The sequence below is a fragment of the Cytobacillus sp. FSL W8-0315 genome (assembly GCF_038002905.1).
Lineage (GTDB): Bacteria > Bacillota > Bacilli > Bacillales > Cytobacillaceae > Cytobacillus > Cytobacillus pseudoceanisediminis.
On sequence record NZ_JBBOOC010000001.1, the window covers coordinates 156,545 to 179,168 of the forward strand.

A 22,624-nucleotide genomic window follows, 5' to 3' on the forward strand; every position below is an offset into this window, starting at 1 on the left:
ATTTGTCTCCTTCTTAAATGAATTTTTCCTTTAGATTGCTGAACCGGTTTTTTCCTTATCTGCCATAATGCTTGTACTATGGAGCGGCTGGACCTTTGAACCTGGATCAATATAAACCTTTGCATTGCTGACAGCTGTCGGCGCTTCCCCAAATCCGCTGGCTATAAGCTTTACTTTGCCTTCATAGGTACAGATGTCACCTGCCGCATAGATTCCTGGAATATTCGTTTCCATTTTGGAGTTTACCAGGATCGCATTTTTCTCTATTTCCAACCCCCACTCTTTAATGGGGCCTAATGAAGATACAAATCCAAAATTCACTAGTACATCATCTGCCGGGATGAGCATTGTCTCCCCGCTAGCCGTGTTTTCTACCATTACGTTTTCAATTTCTTCTGCACCTGCCAGCTCCACTGGAATATAAGGTGTCAGCATTTCCACACTGGAATGTCTCAATCGTTCCACACTATGCTCATGCGCCCGGAACTTATCTCTCCTATGAATGAGCGTTACCTTGCCGGCAATCGGCTCAAGCATCAGAGCCCAGTCAACCGCTGAATCCCCTCCACCAAAGATCACAACCTTTTTGCCGGCAAACTGATTTAAGTCTTGGACAAAATAATGAAGATTTTTATTTTCAAATTTGTCCTCGCTGCCGATATTTAATTTCCTTGGCTGGAAAGCACCGTTCCCTGCCGTAATAATCACTGCCTTCGTATAATGGGTCCCTTTATTCGTGTGAATCGCAAATGATTGATCAGACAGGCGGACGATGCCTTCCACTGATTCCCCTAAGCAGACAGATGGATTAAATTGATTCATTTGCTTTATCAAATTATCTATCAGTTCCTGAGCTCTTATCTTAGGAAAACCAGCTATGTCATAAATATATTTTTCCGGATATAGTGCTGATAATTGTCCGCCCAGCTGCGGAAGACTCTCAATAATTTTCACCGAAGCCTGGCGCATACCAGTGTAAAAAGCTGTAAAAAGACCAACTGGGCCTCCGCCTATAATGGTGATATCGAAAGCATCTGGATAATTGCCCATTCCTGAACCTCCTTTATATCGTTCTATACACCTTTTTAATGCAAGTACTGTGCCAATAGTGAAAACCCTTAATAATTAAACAAACAATTGAAAATTTACTGAAAAATATCAGATATTGAGTTAAAATATACTCAATATCTGGTATTCTTGAATCAAAAATGACTCAGGAGGGCTTCACCGAATGAAAATGCCAACAAATACAGGCAATGTAGAAATGACATTGGGAACCTTGTTAAAAATTCTTGATTATTCTTCTGATGAAATCTTCGTTTTAGATGGTGAAATGCGGATTCTATATGTGAATAAAGTATGTGAGAGGCACTATGGACTTAAGCCAAGGGATGTAATTGGAAAGTACAATGTGGAACTTTTTGAAAAGGGCTACTGGAAGCCTTCTATTGTTCCTGAGGTATATCGGCGGAAAGAGCCGTGCTACTTAAGACAGCAGACATATATCGGGGCAGAGCTCATGACTACGGCCATCCCGATCTTAAATAACAAAAACGAAATTGAACTGGTTGTCATCACCTCTACGGAAATACAAAAAATTAATATGGTGAATGCAAGGGAGGATAAAATCGAGTCAAAATCGACTCAGCATGAAGAAAAGGAAATAACAATTGTAACCAACAGCGGAGAGATTAAAGAAATATTGGAGTTTTGTAAAAAAGTAGCTCCAACAGATTCAAATATTCTTATTCTGGGAGAATCCGGAACCGGAAAGGGTGCCTTTTCTCAATATATTCACAAAGTCAGCAACCGGAATAAAGGGCCATTTCTTGCCATCAATTGCGCTGCCATTCCGGAAGAACTATTGGAGTCCGAACTATTTGGCTATTCAAAAGGCGCCTTCACCGGGGCAAATAAATTAGGAAAACAAGGATTAATTGAAGCAGCGGACGGCGGCACCCTCTTCCTGGACGAAATCGGAGAAATGCCCCTTTCCGTACAGGCAAAACTGCTTCAGCTCATACAGGAGAAACAGTTCATCCCTGTCGGAAGCAGCGAAATAAAGAAAGTGGATGTCCGCATCATAGCGGCAACTAATCAGAATCTGACCACTATGATTGAAAACAAATCATTTAGAGAAGACTTATTTTATCGTTTAAATGTAATTGATATTCATCTGCCGCCATTGCGGGAAAGAAGGGAAGATATCATTCCGCTCACCTATAATTTCCTGAATAAATTTAACCAAAAATATAAAGAGAATAAAGTCATTTCTGAAGAGTGCCTTAATGTTCTTACTCACTATTCCTGGCCGGGAAATGTGCGCCAGCTCGAAAACCTGATTGAAAGATTAGTCATTATCAGCAATTCCATTATTCAGGTCTCTGATCTCCCTGACATGATCAAGGAAAATACTCATCAAGCAGTATACCCATCTCATTCCACTAGCCTGGACAAAGCTCTGGATGAAACCAAAAGGATTCTGGTAAGAAGATCGTATCAGACCCATAAATCCTCCAGAAAAGTGGCAAACGACCTTGGCATCAGCCAAACGAAAGCAGCCAGGCTGATTAAAGAGTATTGCGGAGCAGAGGGACAGGTTCCTCATCCCTATTGAAAATTGGGGCAGTATTCCTGTCCCCTTCTCAAATTATAAAGGTTTTAATAACTCACTTTTATTCAGTTCTAAGTGATTAATAATCTCAGGAAGCTGAGAGTCATTGCGGTGAATTAATTCTTCATTTAGTACGGGTTTCTCTTGAACAAACTCTTTCCACTCATCCTCGAGCAGTTCTAATTTTTTCCCGTATACAGTATGTATTTCGTTGGTTAAATTCGGCTTATCATAGATTTTAAGGAAACTTTCAATACCATATTCATGAATAAGGAAGCTCGAAAATGAAGCAGATTCAATATAAGCCAGCCACCTTAAAGAATGAGAGTCTTTATTTGGGTTTAAATATGAAAAAATTTCATCCTTCTGCAGAAGTGTTTCCAGAGGCAGCATAACTTCTTGCATCATTAAATAGTTCATGATGCCATGGATATCTCCCTTATAATTAGGAAATACTTTTTCGTCCGAATAGGAATCCTGCATAAAAATCGCCAGACCTTCTTGTGTAACATGGTCATGATTATGGCCAAATAATACATGAGTAAGTTCGTGAACGAGAGGATAATCTCCATCTTTCACCCAATAAAGGTGTATAGTATTCCCGCTTGAATAACTTACCTTTTCCTCTTTATATAGATGTAAATATATTTTAGATGGGGAGAGAATTGAAATATTTTTCTTTTGCAGATGATTGTAGTAATCGAGGGTTTCTTCCTTAATTGCTTTTAATGCATCTTCGGAAAAATTTCCTTTATTAAAAGTAACAATTTCTATTTTTCCATCGTCTGTTTTAAAGTTTTTTAGATTACTCTGTTCAGTTGAAACTGCTTTTTCGGAAGTAACCGGATCTGAATCAGAGTGGCTGCAGCCAGTCATCAAAAACAGCAAAAATACAAAACAGCTGATTTTTATTGATCTGCTCAATTTATCTCCACCTTTCTAAATATTAGTGAGGTATTGAATGTGTTATCAAATAAAAAACCATTAATATACTAAACCCGCATAGCAAAATTAAAATCGCATAAAAAACTTTCCTCCATAATCCGCCTATGAAGTAGACACTTACTAAAAAATAATAGATTAGTACACACCCAAAAATAAACAAAAGAAATTCTTTGGTTGATTCCTTTAAGGCAGCGGCGCCGTCACATTTGTTAAAGCCAATCCCCCGAAAATAAATAGGCCTATACCATATAAAAATTTTTTCAGGCTTACTCCACTTTTATCTTTTTGAGTTTTCAAGATACCCACCCCTCATAAGTAATGGTACGAATTCCCATAGAAAAGGTTTCATTAAACTCCCTTTTTTTGCATATTTCAAACGGAGGCAGCATATAAATTAGGTAGCTTATTTAAATAGAGCTCGAAGCAGTTAAGCCACACTAACTGTTTATATATCCGTAATAAGGGGTGCTGAACACGCAATGCGGTTTGCACCCCCAATTAATATTTCTTCCTTTGAACCCGTTAGCATGTTTACAGGATTTCTTAATACAATTCTTTTAGAGGTGATAAAAAGTGCCAAGAGTACAATATACCGACAGTGACGTGGCTTTAATGGCAAGGATGATGAGGGCAGAAGCCGAAGGTGAAGGAAAACTGGGGATGCTTATGGTCGGAAATGTTATAGTCAATCGAAGAGCGGCTGATTGCCTCGATTTTGTAGGTCTCCGGACAATACCTCAAGTCATATTTCAAGTGCAGGGAGGAAATTACTCTTTTGAAGCCGTACAGAAAGGAAATGTTTTTTACAACAGGGCCAGAGGTGTAGAGAAACGATTGGCTAAACAAACCTTAGACTATTGGAGGCAGCATCCTTCCAAGTTTGCTCTCTGGTATTTCAATCCATATGCTCCATGTCCGCCAACATGGTACGATCAGCCTTTTTCAGGACAATTCAAACAGCATTGCTATTATGAACCCCAAGCTAATACATGTGAAAGTGTTTATAGGTGACCATACCCCCACGTTTAGTGGGGGATATTTGCCTTCCTTTAGTGTATGTAAGTCCCAAAAGAAAGCTCTTAGTTACTATCCACTTTCTCAAGGGCATCCGCATAATAATCATCTATTACCAGCATCGGTTCCTTTATAGATTCCAGGAGTCTTTCTACATTGACAGATTCCTTTTCCAGTTCTTCGCTAACACTGCTATAAACTGTAATAACCGCTTCTATTCTTTCTGTTTCTTCCTTACTCATACGATATGATTGATTTTCAAGAAACTTATCCGTCATGCCATTTATAAACCCATCAACACGAAATAAGCTATATTGAAGCAAGTTCCAATCAGGTGCATCCTCTCCCATATCAAAAACAGACATGGCAGACAAATAGGAATTGATACTTCTGCTCTCTCCGTTCACAACTCTCCATGAATTATATAACTCGTCTTTCCACTCATCCTCTTTCTCAATAGGTATCTGAACAAATTCCTCAAGCCAGTGAGCCGAATTATCGCCTACTGCAGCTATGGACCTCAAATGTGCATAATTCCTTTCCTGGCTTTGTTTTATAAAGTGCCTGTATCCGAGATTTATATAAATGCTATAAACAAAAGCTGACACCAATAATATAAATAACATTCTCTTAAAATACTTTTTCGCATTTGTCTTCTTCATCAAATCCCCCTTTGCATCCATCGTTCCAAAAATAAAAAGCCGCCCTTCTGGCAGCTGACTAACTAGCAAAATTGATTAACACTGCTCCCTAATAAAGAAAACTCATAGTAAGAAAAACGAATGCAAATGTGGACATCGCTTTTGGCAATTTACCGTATGTATAAATGAATATACACCCAATTACAATGTGGATAATAGCAAAAAGGATTAGGTTCATTTTTCCGCCTCTTTACTGAATGGTATTAATAAAAATGGAACGTAACCCCAGATCGAATAAAAATAGCCGCCTTTTTCTCGAAGAACTACTTATCAAAACAATCCATTATTCTTACTATTTCAGTAAGGAAGCAGCCATAACATACACGCCACCCATAAAGACAATCCAAACCAAAACAGGCAATCCTAAAGATTTCAAGGCATTTCTCCAGCTTCCGAATTGTTTACGGCGCAAAATATAATCCGTTATAAAAAATAACACAGCCGCTCCTAAACTTAAACCATACAGAATTGACCCAAAAAGCAAGTGCAGGATTAATGAAATATATAATTCCAGTTTCCTGTTTGTATGGTTCGAAATAAAAAAGGCTAATAAGTCACTAACGGCAGAAGTTAATGTGCCATAAATCAAAATGACCGGGAAGCTGTATAAAAGATAGAAGGGAATGGATATAATAGCTCCCCGAAAGTATTCACCAGCCGAACCAGCTTCTCCAACAAACGGATCCGTTGCAATCAGACCTAACACAACCGCGAACAGTGACCCTGAAATCGATGCAGCTATTACTTTTCTTGCAAACATTTGACTGATGCCCAACTTATTGCCGCTCCTTTTTCATACATACCATCCCTGCTCATTCTTCTTAACCAGACTGATCAACAAAATGTAAAACGGAAAAACAGCTAAAGCTCCAATTGCCATAAGGCCAGAAGCAGTGTTCGGAACATCCCCCTGGTAAGTAATTGGAAAAAGACTTGTTGTCATATATAAAAACAGCACAACATAAGGCAGCCAGAGTATGACATTACAATACCAGGCCTTTGTTTCAGACAGCCAGCGTTTTGTTAAATTAATAAGGAAAACAGAGCAAAGGATAAATCCGCTGATGATAATAACAGACGATACAATATTAACGGTATCAATAGTCCATTCTGTCAGTCTGCTGATTCTGCAGACATTCAGCATAAGCTGAATGGGAATTGCGATCATCACAGCATACAGCATACTTTCTATATTTACCTTTAAGAAAAACACTCCCCTTCTTTAATAGTCTTCAGTCCAATCGCATCGAAATATCAGCTATAATACGGATAACCTCTGGCACGTTGGGCAATTCTTTTTCTAAAGCCTTCGCAAATGTCGTTTTCCCGCTATGCGTTTTGCCGACAGTCATAATCGCTAACCTTTTCACACCTGCAGCTCCGTTCCAAAATCTGCTGTTAACATGAATTTATATTAATACCTTCCTGTACATATTCGAAACCAATATCCATCTTCCTTCAAATAAATTGGAAATTTTTATAGATTCATTATATCGTTTTATGATATATTACTTTTAGATATATCATAAAATGATACAAAGTTGGTGCTGGCATGAAATCTTTAGAACAATTAACAGATTCCGTCTTTTATATAATGGCGGCCTTTACAGAGCCCCGGCATGGCTATGCAGTGATGAGCCTGGTTGAAGAAATAACAAACGGCGAGGTGAATATTGGGCCGGCGTCCCTATATACCATTATCAAAAAGCTGATCAAACAGGAGTATGTTGAGCTATTCGAGGATGCAAACTCGAGGAGGAAGGTTTATGTACTGACAGAAAGAGGCCGTGAAATTCTTCAAGCTGATATTGAAAGGAGAAAAACGATGGTGCAATTTGCGGAAGATGGATTGAATAAAGGGAGAGTACAATGAAGAAAACATATAAAATCTCGAATGGACTCGCTTTTTTTGAACAAAAGGATTTACAGATGCTGCGGGAAAAAGCTGCAGAGGGGTGGATGGTCGAATCCTTTAAAGGCGGCCTGTATACATTTACAAAGTCCAGCCCAGAAGATGTAATATTCAGTATCGACTATCATGAAATGACACCAGAAGACGAAGAAGAATACTGCGATTTATTTGCAGCTGCCGGCTGGACACATGTTTACTCACATACAGGAATTCACCTGTTTAAAGCGGTTCCCGGCACACCGCCTATTTATAGTGATGCTGCGTCCAAAACAGATCAGGTAAAACGAACGGCTAAGCCAGTATACATAGTAACCATTGCTGCCCTCCTGTTCACAATTATTGCTCTAGCATTCATGAAATTAGCAGAGGGATTCCTTAATCAGGCAGGCAAAATAGGATTCTTCATCTCTATTGTTTTATTTATCCCGATGCTTATGACATCCATGGCGCTTTTCATACAGCTGTTAAAAGTAAATAAATCCAGCAAAAATTAAAGGAGATATCTCAATGAGTAAAATTTTTACCCCCTTCTATATATGCTTATTAGGCATTGCTCTCCTAATCGGCTTCTCTTTTACTTCCCATGCAGATAAAGCCTTCTCTATTGGGCTTGTGGCCGCATGTGCTTTCATCGTTCTCTTTATCCATGAACTCGGTCATGTCATCGGCGGAAAGCTTGCCGGCTACACGTTTTTATTTTTGACAGTCGGGCCTATCACAATCGAAAAGAGCCCTGCTTTAAAAATAGTGCCAAACCAAAGCTGGCTTGCCTTTGGCGGACTGGCCAGCTGCATGCCGGACGAAATAAACTTAACGAAGATGGTTAAGAAGCACAAATGGTTTGTGGCAGGCGGTCCTGTATTTACTTTAATTGCATTTGTAATCAGTCTATCCATTTGGGCTATGACAAAGGCCGAAATGGCTATGATGCTTACAGTACTGAACTTAGCCATTTTCTTTGCAACGGCTATTCCCTTTAAAGGAACCTTTAACTCAGATGGCAGTGTTTTTCTGCTTCTGCACAAAGGCGGCAAAGAAGCAGAGACATATCTCGCCGGGCTTATCCTATTAAAAGAAGTGATGTCACCGCGCACCCCAAGCGAGTGGGATGAACAGTTAATCCAGGAATCTTATAAAACAGAAGCTTCCCCAGAGGCCATGACTACCGCATTCCTGCTATTCTACTATCACCTCATGAATATCAATTATGAGCAAGCCTCGGAATCAATTGCAGCCTTCAAAAAACTTCCTATAACCAACAAAACGAAATTCCGTCTGCAGTTTGCTTCACATATCCGGCAAATCGACTCATTCCTGTCCTTAGAACCTGATCTGACTTTAATTAAAACCTTGCATAGCAATATGTATACAATAGATAAGGTCAGCTACAAAAGAAGCGAAGCCATTCTGGCTTATTTAAATAGAGATGCCGAAAAAGCATATTCCCTTCTTGATGAAGTGGAGAGGACCTGCAGAAAAGGAAGCACCCAATACGGTTATTTTCATGCAGAACTAAAGCTGACAGAAATAGTAAGGAATCGTATGGACAGCCAGAATGCACAAGACTGTAAAGCAATATAAAACAAAGTGCCTGCATCTGACTGCTTATAAGCAGACGGACACAGGCACTTCCCCGGTTTTTATTTAATATCCTTCACAAGCTCTCTCATCGAATTCAGCTTCGAGGTCAATTCAAAAAACCATTCTTCATCTCCAGTGGAAAGGGCAAGGTCGATCAGGAAATGGATCTGTTCTTTATTGGCTACCTTTGCCGCCGGCATTTTCTTAACCTGTTTGCTAAGCAGGGGAATGATTTTGCCTTCAATAGTTTTATTATCACTTGAAATAACTTTTGTCTTAATAAATCCTTCTTCAAGAGCTTCGATATAGCCAACGATTAGTTCCCCTTCACGGGATTTCCCCTTAATCCAATCTCCCGCTTTTAAAATGGCCTTATTGTTGGACATCATTTTTTTCACCTTCTTAAATGAGATTTTCAAACTGTAATAATTTTCATTACATTTTAATGAATGGAAAGCTTATTAGCTCCCAATTAATTTTCTTTATAGATCAAATCAACAATATTCTTTAATGTATAGTGCTTTAAATATTCACCTAAATGTTCCTCTGCACCTAAAAAGATGTTGATCAGAACTCTTTGCATATTAGCCCCCACTACACAGGCTTCATTTGAATCCGGACACTTCGGCTGCAGTGCGCCTTCAGAAGTAATCTTATAAATATCCCAAAGATTCACTTCGCTTAAATCCCGGGCAAAAATAAATCCGCCGCCCGTTCCCTCTTTTGATTTAATAAATCCATGTTTTTTTAATAAACTCAGGACTTTTCGGATGCGGACCGGATGGACACCTGCACTTTCAGAAATCGCATCGCTCGTTGACATGCGATCCAGCTGCAGGGCGAGATAAGTTAGACTGTGAATGGCAAGAGTAAAATCGCTATTCATGGCCGGCCTCCTATATTTTCTCATACTGTACTGTAATACTAAGTGTTACAGATCGACTTGTCAACAATTTACAGACTGGTTAGTTAGCCAATCTTTGCAGTTCATTGTATGAAAACGTACGAAACTTCCGTGGAAGGAAGCTGCGAATTTCGTCCTCGTTAAAGCCGACCTGGAGTCTTTTTTCATCGAGAATAATCGGTCTGCGCAGCATTTGAGGATTATCGATAATCAATTGATATAACTCTTTTAGCGGCATGGAATCAATATTCACGTTTAACTCCTGGTAAGCTTTTGATTTAGTTGAAATAATCTCCTCAGTCCCATTTTCTGTAAGGCGCAGAATCGATTTAATTTCATCCACTGTAAGCGGATCTGTTACAATGTTCCGTTCAACATAATCTATTTGATGCTCCTCAAGCCATGCACGGGCTTTCCGGCAGGAACCGCAGCTTGATGATAAGAATAAATTCACCATTTAAAAACACTCCCTCTATTGTTTAGATATTTTTTATAAATGTAATATAATTTCTTACAGTTAACATTCAAAAGTAAATCCTTCTTTCCCCAATCGGGTATACTGTAATGATAATCATTACAGTTAAAAAAGTCAATATTTTCTTTTACTACTCGAATAATCGCCATACAATTCAACACCATAATAAAAAAGGAGGGTTACTCTTGAACGTAAATTTCTTTAGAGTTGTTAACGCAATCCTTTTATGGACCATAACAGTCATTTTCCTCCCAAAGTCGTCCTTTAAAAGATTTCTGCCGGTTACCTTATTTTGCTCATGCATTTTGTTAGTGCAAACCCTTTTAAACCTTCTTTTTAAATGGTGGAAAGTAAAAGGCGGTACAAAATTTATTGTATTGGACGCATTAGCTTTTATTTTCGGTCCCTTTTTCGCAATAAATTTATGGGTATTTCATTTTACTTATGGTAAATACCTGCTATATTTTTTCTTTAATTTCGTGATGGACATCATTTTTGCTTTCCCGCTAAATGCACTATTCCAAAAGATTGGCCATTACAAGCTTAAAAAATTCAAACCCATTACTCTGTTCCTGATTTCCTTCGCACTTGCAAATGTTAATTACGGCTTTCAGAAGTTAATGGAAAAGAACAAACCTTAAAAGCCATATATCTGCTTTTTTTTACGCTTTTAAACCCTCTCCATCCATTATTTTAGAAAAAGGCTGTTATAATAATTTTAAAGTTTCACTTCGAAAAGGATGTTTCAATTGGATTGGAAACCTGATAGAAAATCAAAAACACCTATTTATAAGCAGCTGGCGATGTATATAGAAAACGGAATAGCAGATGGCACATTCCCTCCCGACAAACCGCTGCCTTCAGAAAGAGGGTTAGCAAAACAGTTTGATATCAATAGAAGCACGGTTGTTGCTGCATATGATGAACTGGAGTCAAACGGGATTGTTGAACGAAATCGGGGAAGCGGTACGATGGTCAGCAAAGATATTTGGGGAATGGCCAAAAGGCGCATTCCAAGCTGGAACCGGTATATAGAAGCAGGCTCCTTTTTGCCCAATTTGCCAGTCACACAAAGGATTCATAAAGAACTGGCAGAGACAAAACTGATCAACCTGGCCAGCGGGGAACTCTCTCAGGACCTCTTTCCTTTGGCTTCGCTAAGAGAGATTACTTCCAATCGCTCTTTTATCGGGACACTGGGGTACGATCACCCTCAGGGAAATGAAATCCTGAGAAAAACACTGACTGACCATGTAAAAAAGTTCCGGGACATCGAGACCAGCCCTTCTTCCATACTTATTACTTCCGGTGCCCAACAGGCCCTGCACCTTGTCGTCCAATGCCTCTTAAAGCCCGGGGACTCTGTTGCCATCGAGGATCCCTCTTACCACTACAGCCTGCCAATCTTTAAATCAGCCGGAGTCAAAACTTATTATTTAAAAACAGGCAAGGATGGAATAAATCCTGATGATATTATAGCTTTATATAAAAAGCATCGAATTAAGATGATCTTTTTAAATCCCATTTTTCAGAACCCAACAGGCACATTGCTTCCTGAAGACAGGCGCAGAAAAATCCTTGAATTGTCCTCTGAATACGGAATTCCGCTGGTGGAAGATGATCCTTACAGCCTGACACCCTTTACCTGCGGAAAAATGAAGACACTCAAATCCCTCGACCGTAACGGCATTGTTTTATATATAAGCTCCCTGACCAAAATTGTCGCTTCCGGCCTCAGAATCGGCTGGATCATCGGTCCGAGATCAGTAATTGAGCGGTTATCAGATGCTAAGCAGCAGGTGGATTTCGGTCATGGAAGCTTTTCGCAATGGATTGCGAATGATTTTATTGAGTCCGCAGGCTTTGAGTCACATTTAAAATTTCTAACCAGACATTTGGAACAGCGGAGAAACTCCATTGTTTCAAGCCTGAATCATTTCCTGAAAGACCAAGTGGAATTCAGCACTCCGCAAGGCGGAATCCATCTTTGGTGCAGAATCAAAAAAGAGCATAATGAAAATCAGCTGCTTGAAGAATCAATTAAACGGGGTGTCATCTACGTTCCCGGAACCACCATGGGCGCTGAGAAGGGATTCGTGCGTTTTACGTTTGGCAGGGAAAATGAAGAAAGAATCCATGAAGGTATTAAGCGGTTTGCTGAGGCTCTGAAAACTCTAGAATAATGAAAAAACGCCTGGTTTTCAGGCGTTTTTTCATTAAGGTAATGCAAAATTCTACAACAAATTGAATCTTCCATCATTGAAAAATCAGCATATCTGCTTATCTAATTCACATATCCACAGGGTTATACATTACGATGTCACAGATCTAAAGAACTCAAAGAGTCTGTGGTATTGGGCCCCCTGCAAAGAGAGAGCCTTCAGAACCTATTGCAAATTACTTAAATCCAGATAATACAAACAGAAAAATTTATAAAAAACCATAAATATTATTCATTTGATATTTAAATGGATCCAAGAGTACGGAAAATCCATTCCTTTTTAAAGAATCCATTAAATACTCAATTCATAATGGTAAAATTGCTCATCCCGCTTAAACCCGATTTTTTCATAGAGTCTTTGTGCAGAAAAATTATCAGGAGCCGTACTGAGGCTGATACTTACCGCACCTGTTTCAGCAGCGAGCTCTTTCGCTTTGTCTATGAGCTTTTCCCCTATTCCCTCTTTCCTTGCCTCTGCATCCACATACAAATCATTCAGGATCCAGGCTCTTTTCATAGATATAGATGAAAAAGTTGGATAAAGCTGAGTAAATCCAAGATACTTTCCTTCCTTCTTCACCACATATATGACAGAATCCTTCTTCTCTAATCGTTCTTTTACGTAATCGGCTGCTGCTTCCAAATCGGGTGCTTGTTTGTAAAATACGCGATATAAATTAAATAATGCAGAAACTCCTTCCAGATCCTCCATTGAAGCTTGATAGATTTCCATATTCATAACCACCTTTATAACATGAATTAAGTAATTATATAAATATTAACAAATATTTGTAAACTCAATATGTCTTTATGCAATGAAAAAGCCCCAATCTCTTAGGGCTTACTTTCCGCTCCACCGAAAGAATCGCACAGCAAGTACAACAGACACAATCGCAATCCCAATCAGAACAGCAGCTTCAAATCCATATTCCGTAATCGGCGCTTCAGTCCAGGTACCCCTCAGCAATTGAATCACATAATAAAGCGGAAGGATTTTAGCTGCGTATTGAAGGACTGATGGCATCATCTCAAGAGGAAAGGTCGCACCTGAGAGGAACAGCATCAGGTTCAGGAATAAGGAACTGATGGCTGCTGCAGACTGTGCATTTTTAGCTAAGGATGTCAGGAATAAAGCAAACGGGAAAAAGGCCAGGATGCTGATCAGCAGAGAAAGCAGCGTACTGCCAATATAAGCCGGCAGAGTCAGGTCATACAGAAGCATCCCAAAGATCATAAGCAGCAAGGCAGATATGGCAAAGATGACGGTCCCTTGAAAGGTATGGGCGGCGAGGATTTTCCATGGCTGAAGCGGAGTTGACTGATACCTCCTTAAAACACCCGTTTCCCGGTAATTGGTTAAAACGGTTCCCAGTGTAAAAAAGGAAGTGGTTACTATGTTGACGCCAATCCATGAAGGAACAAAGTATTCTGCAAAAACCTTTTGGCTCATGTTGTCTCCTACAAACATGGAACCGAACAGCCAAATCATGACAACTGGAAACAGGAACGTCCAGAACGTGCTTAACCGGTCCCTAAAAAACATTTTCGTTTCAAGGGCGGCGAGCTTTACAATAGCATTCATCCGATTTTCTCCTTTTCTAAGTACTGGACAAATAAATCATCGAGTGAGCCCTTCTCAAACTTAAAGTCTGCCAGACGTATCCCCTTTTCCTGGCAGTGAGCGAAAATGTGAAAAGCTGTTGTCTGCTGATCATCGCAGTACACTTTGAATTCGTCCAGGTTATTTTCCACTCGTTCAACACCAGGAAGGGAGAGTAAATATTCACGGCTAAGGCCGGCACTCGTAAAGGCCAGACAGTCAGCAGCCCCTTCATTCAACAATTCATGCGGTGTATTCAGTGCTTTCAATTGGCCGCTATAGATCATTGCCACCCGATCACAAAGCTGCTCAGCTTCTTCCATATAGTGCGTGGTCACGACAATGGTGCTGCCCCGGTCCCTTAACAGCCGTATTAATGACCACATTTCCCGCCTTGCAGAAGGATCCAGCCCCATACTCGGTTCATCGAGGAAAAGAATTTCAGGTTCATGCAGGGTGGCTAAGGCGAGCGTTACCCGCTGTTTCCAGCCCCCGGATAGGTCATCAAACGTTACGTTCAATTTTTCTTTTAAGCCCAGCAAGTCTATTAAATAATCTTTTTGCGCCGGGCCTTCGTAAAAGGAAGAAAAGAGGTCCAGCGCTTCTTTTACTTTCATTTTCTTCTGAATGGATGTGGCTTGAAACTGCACGCCGATTTTTTTGTTTAATTCACGCAGCTGCTTGCTTGGAACAGGGCAAGCACTTCAACCTCCCCTCCGCTCGGAACAGAGATCCCCTCAAGTATTTCAAGTGTTGTTGTTTTTCCTGCTCCGTTCGGCCCTATAATTCCGAAGATTTCCCCTTTATAAACAGTAAAGGAAAGATTGTTTACTGCCCGGGCGGCACCAAAATTTTTAGATAAATTTTTTACAGAAATGACACTTTCCATCCGAATCCTCCTTCAATTCTATTCGATACATTCCAGATCCTCATTCATCTTCTTCGATTCGTTTTTAAAGTAAAGATAAAAGCCGATCCAGGCAATCGCGTAAACCAATAGTGAGATTCCAAGGTAGATGAAAAAGTTCTTTACTCCGATCGGAATCCAGCCAATCCAAAGACCTAATGTGAAATAAACAATCGTGACGGTAAGATAGTGCAGGGCAGTCTGCATGGGCAGGCGAAGTGAGCGGATTTCAAAATAAAGCGGAGTAACCGTAAACAGCCAGCCGCTGATAATAAAGCCCAATGCATTTATGATAAATGTTTGCCCATCTAACGTGGGTTGACCGCCGAAATAAATTAAGGCTATAGTTGCCGCTGTAGAAATGAATCCCCCAAAGAATATGCCGATCATGCTTCTGTACAAAAATGTCCTCACTTCGTCTCCCTCCTGTTCATTCTCAAAATTTCCTTTATCCGTCCGACATAATGGCGTGAAGCATACTCCTTCTCCCCCGATTTAAAGTGCACACAGAGTGTCCCGTTAAAGGATGGCTCAAAATGGCTCATGGCGTAAAGGTTCGCTATGACTGATTTGGATATCCTGATAAACCGGTGGGGAGGGAGGGATTGTTCAAGTTCATAAAGTTTTTGCTTTACTTTAAAAATTCCTTCAGGGGTGGCGGCTGTCACTGTGTCGCCTTCTGAACGGAAAAATTGAACTTCATCAGGCTTTATTAAGTGCTGGTTCTCTCCATCCTTTCCGACAATCAGGCCGGTTTCATTCTTCCTAAGGTACTCTAGGATTTCCTGGATATCCGGGGTGATTTCTTTGCAATGAATTGTCACGGAGGTTTCCTCGTTGCGCGGGTCGATGTTAAGCAGGATTTTCATGAAGGGCGCCCCTCCTTTCCATCAGCTTTATAGATTCAGTATAGATGGCTAATTTCCAATTGTCACCAGAATTAAGGCAACACGCATGATCAGCAGGGTAAGCTGCAGTAATTCCCCTCCCTCCTGCAGACATAAAAAAGCCTAAATCACGAAGGATCTAGGCGTCTATTTGATGCTCTTAGTTTAACTGGCCTTGATTGCCAGTGAACTGCTTTGCAGGCTATCAGAAATCAAGCTGTATGCGATGACCTTTTTTCTGCACTGTTTGACCACATCAATTCGGTCCTTATAGCTATATACGAACAGCTTGTCATCTCTTTCCAGAAACTCAATAACTATAGGTGTTCCACTGATCTCCGGCCGTAAAAAAAGCTGTTCGTTGCCCGGGTGGATATAGTGTTTCTTAATAAATATTCCTTCATTGAACTGATTGATAAACTGAAATTTCTCCTCATCTTTCAGCCTAGTATCACCAATTGTGACTGTAACCTCTTTTTCATCAAGCTTGGAATGAGTTTCAAATTTCCGGATCAGCCAATTAACCGTGCCGGTCGGCATACAGGTCAGCACGATTTTCAGCAGACTAACGAGAATAATAGGAACCACTACTGCCCATGTCATCTTTTTTCATCTCCATTTGTATTTAGAACCGCCAAATATAAACTCCAAGAGAAGCTAATCCGATAAAAATAATTACCACATATATTAAGGTTAAATTGGTTGTGTTCCGTTTTGTTGAACTTCCATAGTTTTCATCAGCCTTGCCTGTCAGCAGCAAAGTCGAAACCACAGCAAAAATTAAGATAATTAGAACCAGCCCAAGCATTATTCCCATGCTGCGCACCTCTTCTTTTACATTTTAATAAACTTCTATAACTAAATAATACCGTAAACCAGTCAATAGATAACCATCCAATTCGATATAAAATTAACCATCCACTTTTCACCAAAAAAAATGCCGCTCCCATCTTAATAGGTACGGCAAATATTATTGAACTCTACATATCAGGCACAGAAAAGGCCGTTGAACCTCTTGCTTCACCCTCTAATTTTTTATGAATCTGTTTGACCACATCCATTGCTCTTTCATGAGAGTCATATTCACCCAGGACCCTGCTCCAATATACAAAGAAACTCCTGCTGATTATTCCTTCCACGGTTTTTCCTTTAACAGTTACCTCTTTCACATTGACTAAGCTTCTCTTATTTTGCGTCAGTACCCACAGCATTAATTTCCTCCTATCGGCTCCTCTTTAAATCTATAAAACCCGCCTTTTCACCTGCTTTTCCTCTTTCCTCCCATACAATGAAAAAAAGAAGTTCATCTTTCTGGTCATAATAACCACAGTCACTGCATGCCCAATAATAGTTTCCTTTATTATCAAAATCCGGATATCCCCCTTCATAATCATCCGGGAAAATTCTATAATCTGCACGCTCAACGGTACCTGACCCTTTATAGCGGATCTTTATGGAGTGACTTCCTTCAAGACCAGCCAGCTTAGCATTAATTTCAACTGACCAATCCCCGTTTTCGCCCGTATAACGAACCGTTTTGGTTTTTAACATTACTTCATAAAACGTAAAAATCAAGACTGTAACTACACACAGCCATATTAGTTTCTTTTTCAAAATAAACACCTCTGTATAAAAGATGTCCCTATCTACTAAAATATGACTATTAATCTATTGAGGCAATTTCATAAAACACTCCCTCAATTCATCTGGCAGTTCTTCCACGGCAAGTACTTTTAACTTTTCAGTGCCCGGGGATGTCATGATCACAAAGGTCTTGCCCTCATATTCCAATAGAGTAAAATGGCTTATTCGATCAGGCAATGTATTCAAAATCCTCTTCCTTGAAATTGCTTTCAAATTCCTCCAGAACAATTTTTCGAGCCTCTTTGTAGTTTTCTGCTAAGGCAATCTCCTGATACAGCTCAAGTGAATTCTTTGGACAAAAAAGAATTCATAATAGGTTATTGCACTTATAATAATGAATGCCATAGCCATCATTCTAATCCAATCCTTTTTCATAACATCCCCCTTATGCATTGCATTAGTTTTATTATAATAGCAGGCAGTTAAGTTTATTGGGTGAAAATTGGAAAAATTATGTTATTATTATCAAAGACTATTTTTAAGCGGGGATAATAATGAAAAAGATCATAAGATTGATCATGGGAATTAGCTTTCTTTCTTACCTAGGTGCCTTAACAGTATTACTCTTCTTTATATCGAGAGGATTTTGGTCAGACATGCCGTTAATGGAATATATGAAGCTTTCCTCAAACTTTGTGCCTTTTAAAACAATTAATGGGTATGTACTAGCTATTTCAAATGGAAGTATGAATTTAATCATTCCTATAAAAAACCTTGCCGGCAATGTGGCTGCATTTTTGCCAATGGGAATTTTTCTGCCCTATTTTATAAGAACGCTAAACAGAATTAAATCATTTGCAGTTACCATGACTGTTATGATTCTTAGTGTGGAAATTATACAGCTGGTCACAAGAAGAGGAAGTTTAGATATAGATGACTTTATTCTAAATATCATTGGAGCGTTAATAGGGTTTGGATTATGGAAAGCGATGACAGCCCGGAAAACAAGGAAAAATGCAGTGAACATATAAAAAATTGCCTGTCTAACGGATGTAGACAGGCATTTCCATTACCTTGCTTTATTAAAAATTAATCTAAATAGCAGCAGCCCATTTATTGCTAGTAGAATTACACCCAAAATCGTTAAAAGGGCAATATCAGGTGCAAAGACAGAGATGGAATGCCAAGGTGAAGATGTACTAGCTGTGAAAACAGGGATTAGTCCAGCTGACAGGCCAATAAAAATCAGCCCTAAGAAAAGTTCCATTCCCTTTTTTAGAAACTTCCGGGTTCTGAATCTTTTCCATAAATAGATTGAAAGTATTATTAGCAGCAGGACGCATCCCAGCAGAATGGATTGTATCACCAAACTATGATTAGGTACTTGTTCTGTCTCATCGCCATTTAAAAGGCTAATAATATGATTCTTAAGATAATAAAGCCCATCTTCCTCTAAAATATGATTCTTATTTGTCAGAATAACGCCGCCCCAGCCAGTTTCCGGGATATAAAAGACTTCTGCATGCGAATCAGGTGTAGAACCAGAATGCCAGATCATTTCTCTGGAAGTATCCGGGCCTGATATGCGTATTCCTAAACCATAATATCGGTTCTCACCTGTTTGAACCTGAGGAGTCATAAATAAATCCAATGTTTTGTCACTGATAAAATGATCTGGCCCTTTCCCGCTCAATAATTTTACAAATTGGACCATATCTGCAGAACTGGCCGCAATGTATCCGTATGGTGCCCCGGCATTATCGTAGGCTACAGAACTTTTCACCGGAAATCCAAACCAGGCTTGATAACCGCTAAGGTATCCTTTCTTATAAGCTCCCTCTTTATTGGCTGCAGCATTTTTCATTCCTAAAGGCTCAAAAATCTGCTGATCCCTATACTCTGCATAGGGCATTCCTGTTAGTTCTTCAATCATCGCACCCAGAATTAAGAAATTGGCATTGCTGTATTGATGTTTCTCACCAGGTTCAGCAGTCAGTTCAACTTCTGACATTTTCTTGACTTGATTCTTAATAGCCTTACTGCCTGTTAACTCTTTATCAGATAGTGCAAGCCCTTCGTAGGTACTCAACCCGCTTGTCTGCGTGAGCAATTGCTTTACTGTTATTTCGGCAGCTTTCCCATTTTTCAGTGTAAACCAGGGAAGATATTCCTGAATGCTGGCTTCCAGGCGGATGGTTCCATTATCAGCTAATTTCATTATGGCCATTCCCGTTAATGATTTGCTTATGGAGCCAATCGTGAAAGGAGTTTGTTCTGTAACCTCCTCCTCTGATTCTCCAGTAACGCCCCATGACCTTGAAAAAAACAGCTCATTATTATGAACGATGGCAACTGAAGCTCCTGGAACTTGATATTCTTCCAGGTAATCCTTAATTGCCTTCTCTATTTTTGCTTCGATGTCTTCCTCAGCTGAAGCAGAATTTTCAAGCAAATCATGACTAAATGAAGTGAGCAAGAAAAGAACCAATATTATCTTTAAAGAACTGGACGGCAATACTGCCATATAACCTCTCCCTTTACCAATGTTCTTAATCAACGGTTTGTCCCGTTGTCGGGATGCTAAAAAATATCTATAGGCACATTCCCTTTCTTGATCTCATCTTACCTGTATTTGGAAATATCTATAATGAGCCTCAGCTTTATTTTCAAATAGGACTTGAGACGCAGAAGAAGATCGGACTCTTTCATCAAGAAAGATAATTTGGAAAATAATGCAGGTTATATAGAAAGATAGAGGTACACATGGGGCCGGCAAACAAATAATGAATACTGTAGCGATTAGTTTTCTTAAGCCTATAGAACTTTTGGTCTCTTTTTAGTAATGGTGATTTTACCTTTCATACCAGTCGAGAACCTTATGCCTTTTTTCTTCATTTATTGCTCTCCTTCTTTTTCAAACACAACCACGTTATTTAGGTACATGCACCGATTGTAGGCATATGCATACTTTATCTGAGAAAATCATTTCCCAAAAGGACTGAGCAGAAATGGTTAAATATTTGGATTACAGCTCTCCGTCTTTAAATTACTTTTTTGATGTGAACAAAAGCAATCTAATGAAAAAAGATAACAGAAATTTAATAAATGTATTGGGCATTCAGCAATTAAACACGCTGGAAGATGTCTCACTTCTGGACATCTATCTAAGCAAAAATAATGTGATAGAACCTCATTATCACCAAAACGCTGCAGAATTGGTTTATTGTATTTCAGGTACAGCGACTGTTTCATTACTTAATCCATTTACAAAACAAATCCAGAACTATTACATTACACCTGGGCAAGTAGCCAATGTCCCTCAGGGCTGGTGGCATTATGAGATAGCCAATACCGACAGCACTCATCTGCTGGCCATCTTTAATGCTCCTACTCCGGAAGTCATCCTGGGATCAGACATTCTCAAATTAACGCCTTCAAATATAATGGCGCACACTTATTGTATGGATGAAAAGCAATGGCAGAAGACCGTATCACCTGTCCAACCTTCAACCTTTATCGGCCCGACAAAAGACTGCAGCAGAAATGTTCATAGGCCGGAACCAAACCAGCAATATCAATACACCCAACAATATTTCCCTCAACATATGTATTATTATTGAGGGTTTCACAGGCATGGATATTACCATGCCTGTCTTCTTAGATTCTCTTAGCATATGCATGTCTTCCGCTTAACCCCAACCCGTTCCTTCGATTCCACCTTTTCAATATTTTCCTTTGCCAAAGGCACTTTACAGGCAGAGTTTCCGACATCCACATGCACTTTTCCGATTTGTACAGCAACATTCTTCGCTTCCACATTCAGCTCCGGTACATATGACCCCACAGAGATGACAAAACCGTTCATCACATACCTTACTCGGTTTTTTTCTTCATGAATGGTATTTTTAACTTTAGTCAATAATGCTTTTATTTCATTGACATCCAGCTCATTATCAGATGTGATTGAAACATAATTGGAGTAAGTGCTCCAGCCGCAGACTGAAACCATTTCTTCCTCCGATTTAATCCACTCCCGGACCAATTCAAGAGCATAATCACTTTCAGCGGCCACCTGGGCAACTGTATATTCCGCAGGCATATACCAATAAGCCTTCTCAGCCCAATCCTGTAAAGTCTCCTTTGTCATTAGCTTCGGATTAACAGATAGTCCTGCCAAATACATCGCATCATGATTTCCTGATTCATATAATTGCAGTGCCAGCTCATGATTCTTCTTTACATGCTTCACCAGCTTTTTCAAATCTCCAACCTTCACGCCAAAAAAAGCTCCTTCGCCCCGTGATTCATAAAGATCCGCTTCGTCTGATCAGAGCCAAGCTCCTCAAGCCTTTTCATGATTTCTTCATAATTCAATCTCTCTCACCCCTTCAAACAACAGCCGCCATTACATTATCAGCCGTATTCATTTACTTTAAGTCAATTTCTCCTTAAAAAGCTCTTGTCACCAAGCTATATATTGTGGTTAAGCCGAGCTTTCCAGCAGCCGTCATCAATTTTCTTTTAACAAACGGATTAATTTCGTCACTTTCAAGAAGAGCAGGATGGTGAAGAACAGGGAAACCAATAGACTCCCGTATAAGTTATAAGAACAATACAACCGAAGAAGTGATGCTAATTAAGTTCATTAACGAGGAGACATCTCCTGATGCTTCATAAACGCATCCATATCTCCAGGTCTGTGGGCTTCTTCTTGAAAGGAGTTTTATACTCTTTGAAAAAAAACTCCAGCCCAGATATTTGTTCAGGCAGAGGCGGGGATACAACAAAATTGTGGTTAAGATGTCCGTCTGTTCCACTTCCACCCGTTATTCTTGTATCATATCCTTCACCAATCTCTAACTCCCAGAAACTATGCCGGTGAAGCCGATCTCTTCTATTTTCTTCGTCAGTTTCCCAATCGATATTAAAATTCACGACACTTGCATTTTCATATTGCCTAATAAAGTTCACTGAGTAAATAGCTTTTTCTTTCTCAACTGACTTCAAAATCGGTATATACTTTTGAAAATTAACGGGCTCGACCTGCGGGCGGAAATGCTCATCATTTTCCAGCAAGCCAAATAGTGACCTTAAATAATCCTCATAAAGGCCATTCACTTTTGCCCATTTCGAAATCACATCAAGGTGCGGATACCCTGGGTTATCAGATAATTCCTTCCGCCTCTTCAGCAAAGTGCATATCTGCTCATCAATGGATAACAGTCTTTCATCATAATGCTCTGCAGGTCTTTCAAACGGCATTCTTTTCACCATTACTC

General features: G+C 39.7%; 27 protein-coding genes and 3 pseudogenes. 8 read left to right on the forward strand and 22 right to left on the reverse strand.

The genetic code is table 11. From position 1 onward, the window contains the following. Nucleotides 1-30: 30 nt before the first annotated feature. Nucleotides 31-1,050, reverse strand: coding sequence for an NAD(P)/FAD-dependent oxidoreductase (locus tag MKY20_RS00880; RefSeq protein WP_009335442.1), 1,020 nt, complete (start codon nucleotides 1,048-1,050; stop codon nucleotides 31-33). 181 nt (nucleotides 1,051-1,231) lie between these two features. Here MKY20_RS00880 and MKY20_RS00885 point away from each other — a divergent pair, with 181 nt between their 5' ends. Then, complete coding sequence (locus tag MKY20_RS00885) at nucleotides 1,232-2,617, forward strand: sigma-54 interaction domain-containing protein (RefSeq protein ID WP_251175558.1); 1,386 nt, start codon at nucleotides 1,232-1,234, stop codon at nucleotides 2,615-2,617. A gap of 33 nt (nucleotides 2,618-2,650) precedes the next feature. Here the strand turns inward: MKY20_RS00885 and MKY20_RS00890 are convergent, their stop codons facing one another. Beyond that, the gene (locus tag MKY20_RS00890) at nucleotides 2,651-3,538 is read right to left on the reverse strand and encodes a hypothetical protein (RefSeq protein ID WP_251175559.1); all 888 of its coding nucleotides are present in this window, start codon (nucleotides 3,536-3,538) and stop codon (nucleotides 2,651-2,653) included. Between the two features lie 594 nt (nucleotides 3,539-4,132). On the opposite strand from MKY20_RS00890, the gene MKY20_RS00895 reads away from it, so the two are divergent. Further along, on the forward strand, nucleotides 4,133-4,570 hold the full coding sequence (locus tag MKY20_RS00895) for a cell wall hydrolase (protein WP_009335446.1): 438 nt from the start codon (nucleotides 4,133-4,135) through the stop codon (nucleotides 4,568-4,570). A gap of 68 nt (nucleotides 4,571-4,638) precedes the next feature. On the opposite strand, the gene MKY20_RS00900 is transcribed toward MKY20_RS00895, so the two are convergent. From MKY20_RS00900 to MKY20_RS00915, 4 genes and pseudogenes are all read right to left on the reverse strand, one after another. Continuing rightward, the gene (locus MKY20_RS00900) at nucleotides 4,639-5,235 is read right to left on the reverse strand and encodes a hypothetical protein (protein ID WP_251175560.1); all 597 of its coding nucleotides are present in this window, start codon (nucleotides 5,233-5,235) and stop codon (nucleotides 4,639-4,641) included. Nucleotides 5,236-5,566: 331 nt separating this feature from the next. Beyond that, nucleotides 5,567-6,049, reverse strand: a complete 483-nt coding sequence (locus MKY20_RS00905; RefSeq protein ID WP_251175561.1) for a hypothetical protein — start codon at nucleotides 6,047-6,049, stop codon at nucleotides 5,567-5,569. A gap of 18 nt (nucleotides 6,050-6,067) precedes the next feature. Continuing rightward, nucleotides 6,068-6,487 carry a hypothetical protein gene (locus MKY20_RS00910; RefSeq protein WP_251175562.1) on the reverse strand — a complete coding sequence of 140 codons (420 nt, stop codon included), beginning with the start codon at nucleotides 6,485-6,487 and terminating at the stop codon, nucleotides 6,068-6,070. 70 nt (nucleotides 6,488-6,557) lie between these two features. Then, nucleotides 6,558-6,644 (reverse strand): annotated as a pseudogene (locus MKY20_RS00915) (ATP-binding protein); the annotation flags it as partial. A gap of 182 nt (nucleotides 6,645-6,826) precedes the next feature. On the opposite strand from MKY20_RS00915, the gene MKY20_RS00920 reads away from it, so the two are divergent. The 3 genes from MKY20_RS00920 to MKY20_RS00930 are packed head-to-tail and all read left to right on the forward strand — an operon-like array spanning nucleotide 6,827 to nucleotide 8,767. Then, nucleotides 6,827-7,147 carry a PadR family transcriptional regulator gene (locus MKY20_RS00920; RefSeq protein WP_217026171.1) on the forward strand — a complete coding sequence of 107 codons (321 nt, stop codon included), beginning with the start codon at nucleotides 6,827-6,829 and terminating at the stop codon, nucleotides 7,145-7,147. After that, complete coding sequence (locus MKY20_RS00925; RefSeq protein WP_251266915.1) at nucleotides 7,144-7,680, forward strand: DUF2812 domain-containing protein; 537 nt, start codon at nucleotides 7,144-7,146, stop codon at nucleotides 7,678-7,680. Before MKY20_RS00920 ends, MKY20_RS00925 begins: the two co-directional genes overlap by 4 nt. 13 nt (nucleotides 7,681-7,693) lie before the next feature. Beyond that, on the forward strand, nucleotides 7,694-8,767 hold the full coding sequence (locus MKY20_RS00930) for a hypothetical protein (RefSeq protein ID WP_251266914.1): 1,074 nt from the start codon (nucleotides 7,694-7,696) through the stop codon (nucleotides 8,765-8,767). Between the two features lie 59 nt (nucleotides 8,768-8,826). On the opposite strand, the gene MKY20_RS00935 is transcribed toward MKY20_RS00930, so the two are convergent. The 3 genes from MKY20_RS00935 to spxA all read right to left on the reverse strand — a co-directional run bounded on the left by MKY20_RS00935 (nucleotide 8,827) and on the right by spxA (nucleotide 10,128). Beyond that, nucleotides 8,827-9,156 (reverse strand): IDEAL domain-containing protein, encoded by a 330-nt coding sequence (locus MKY20_RS00935; RefSeq protein ID WP_251175565.1) that lies wholly within the window; start codon nucleotides 9,154-9,156, stop codon nucleotides 8,827-8,829. Between the two features lie 83 nt (nucleotides 9,157-9,239). Further along, the gene (locus MKY20_RS00940) at nucleotides 9,240-9,653 is read right to left on the reverse strand and encodes an RrF2 family transcriptional regulator (RefSeq protein ID WP_009335455.1); all 414 of its coding nucleotides are present in this window, start codon (nucleotides 9,651-9,653) and stop codon (nucleotides 9,240-9,242) included. A 79-nt stretch (nucleotides 9,654-9,732) separates the two neighbouring features. Beyond that, nucleotides 9,733-10,128 (reverse strand): transcriptional regulator SpxA, encoded by a 396-nt coding sequence (gene spxA, locus MKY20_RS00945; RefSeq protein WP_009335456.1) that lies wholly within the window; start codon nucleotides 10,126-10,128, stop codon nucleotides 9,733-9,735. Between the two features lie 767 nt (nucleotides 10,129-10,895). Here spxA and pdxR point away from each other — a divergent pair. Further along, entirely contained in the window at nucleotides 10,896-12,329 is a 1,434-nt protein-coding gene (gene pdxR, locus MKY20_RS00950; RefSeq protein ID WP_251175566.1) for a MocR-like pyridoxine biosynthesis transcription factor PdxR, read from the forward strand. Nucleotides 12,330-12,659: 330 nt separating this feature from the next. On the opposite strand, the gene MKY20_RS00955 is transcribed toward pdxR, so the two are convergent. The 10 genes and pseudogenes from MKY20_RS00955 to MKY20_RS01000 form a co-directional block, all read right to left on the reverse strand. Then, nucleotides 12,660-13,100, reverse strand: coding sequence for a GNAT family N-acetyltransferase (locus tag MKY20_RS00955; RefSeq protein WP_009335459.1), 441 nt, complete (start codon nucleotides 13,098-13,100; stop codon nucleotides 12,660-12,662). A 108-nt stretch (nucleotides 13,101-13,208) separates the two neighbouring features. Continuing rightward, entirely contained in the window at nucleotides 13,209-13,949 is a 741-nt protein-coding gene (locus tag MKY20_RS00960; RefSeq protein ID WP_251175567.1) for an ABC transporter permease, read from the reverse strand. Continuing rightward, nucleotides 13,946-14,856 (reverse strand): annotated as a pseudogene (locus MKY20_RS00965) (ABC transporter ATP-binding protein). Before MKY20_RS00965 ends, MKY20_RS00960 begins: the two are co-directional and overlap by 4 nt. An 18-nt stretch (nucleotides 14,857-14,874) precedes the next feature. Further along, nucleotides 14,875-15,288, reverse strand: a complete 414-nt coding sequence (locus tag MKY20_RS00970) for a DUF3021 domain-containing protein (RefSeq protein ID WP_251175570.1) — start codon at nucleotides 15,286-15,288, stop codon at nucleotides 14,875-14,877. Further along, nucleotides 15,285-15,743, reverse strand: a complete 459-nt coding sequence (locus tag MKY20_RS00975; protein ID WP_251156692.1) for a LytTR family DNA-binding domain-containing protein — start codon at nucleotides 15,741-15,743, stop codon at nucleotides 15,285-15,287. The genes MKY20_RS00970 and MKY20_RS00975 overlap by 4 nt, the downstream gene beginning before the upstream one ends. Nucleotides 15,744-15,926: 183 nt before the next feature. Next, nucleotides 15,927-16,364, reverse strand: a complete 438-nt coding sequence (locus tag MKY20_RS00980; RefSeq protein ID WP_251175571.1) for a YfmQ family protein — start codon at nucleotides 16,362-16,364, stop codon at nucleotides 15,927-15,929. 22 nt (nucleotides 16,365-16,386) lie between these two features. Continuing rightward, entirely contained in the window at nucleotides 16,387-16,578 is a 192-nt protein-coding gene (locus tag MKY20_RS00985; protein WP_009335464.1) for a hypothetical protein, read from the reverse strand. A gap of 163 nt (nucleotides 16,579-16,741) precedes the next feature. Continuing rightward, entirely contained in the window at nucleotides 16,742-16,972 is a 231-nt protein-coding gene (locus tag MKY20_RS00990; protein ID WP_251156691.1) for a hypothetical protein, read from the reverse strand. Between the two features lie 10 nt (nucleotides 16,973-16,982). Then, the gene (locus MKY20_RS00995; RefSeq protein WP_251175572.1) at nucleotides 16,983-17,375 is read right to left on the reverse strand and encodes a hypothetical protein; all 393 of its coding nucleotides are present in this window, start codon (nucleotides 17,373-17,375) and stop codon (nucleotides 16,983-16,985) included. Between the two features lie 54 nt (nucleotides 17,376-17,429). Then, a complete protein-coding gene (locus tag MKY20_RS01000; protein ID WP_175502229.1) occupies nucleotides 17,430-17,591 on the reverse strand; it encodes a hypothetical protein in 162 nt (53 codons plus the stop codon). 308 nt (nucleotides 17,592-17,899) lie between these two features. Here MKY20_RS01000 and MKY20_RS01005 point away from each other — a divergent pair, with 308 nt between their 5' ends. Further along, the gene (locus MKY20_RS01005) at nucleotides 17,900-18,376 is read left to right on the forward strand and encodes a VanZ family protein (protein ID WP_251175573.1); all 477 of its coding nucleotides are present in this window, start codon (nucleotides 17,900-17,902) and stop codon (nucleotides 18,374-18,376) included. Nucleotides 18,377-18,414: 38 nt separating this feature from the next. On the opposite strand, the gene MKY20_RS01010 is transcribed toward MKY20_RS01005, so the two are convergent. Further along, nucleotides 18,415-19,869 carry a serine hydrolase domain-containing protein gene (locus tag MKY20_RS01010; protein WP_251266912.1) on the reverse strand — a complete coding sequence of 485 codons (1,455 nt, stop codon included), beginning with the start codon at nucleotides 19,867-19,869 and terminating at the stop codon, nucleotides 18,415-18,417. A gap of 484 nt (nucleotides 19,870-20,353) precedes the next feature. Between MKY20_RS01010 and MKY20_RS01015 the strand changes: the two genes are divergently transcribed. Beyond that, complete coding sequence (locus MKY20_RS01015) at nucleotides 20,354-20,965, forward strand: cupin domain-containing protein (protein ID WP_251175576.1); 612 nt, start codon at nucleotides 20,354-20,356, stop codon at nucleotides 20,963-20,965. 47 nt (nucleotides 20,966-21,012) lie between these two features. On the opposite strand, the pseudogene MKY20_RS01020 reads toward MKY20_RS01015, so the two are convergent. After that, nucleotides 21,013-21,719 (reverse strand): annotated as a pseudogene (locus MKY20_RS01020) (DNA alkylation repair protein). Nucleotides 21,720-22,016: 297 nt separating this feature from the next. Continuing rightward, a complete protein-coding gene (locus MKY20_RS01025; RefSeq protein WP_251175577.1) occupies nucleotides 22,017-22,619 on the reverse strand; it encodes a hypothetical protein in 603 nt (200 codons plus the stop codon). Between the last annotated feature and the right edge of the window lie 5 nt (nucleotides 22,620-22,624).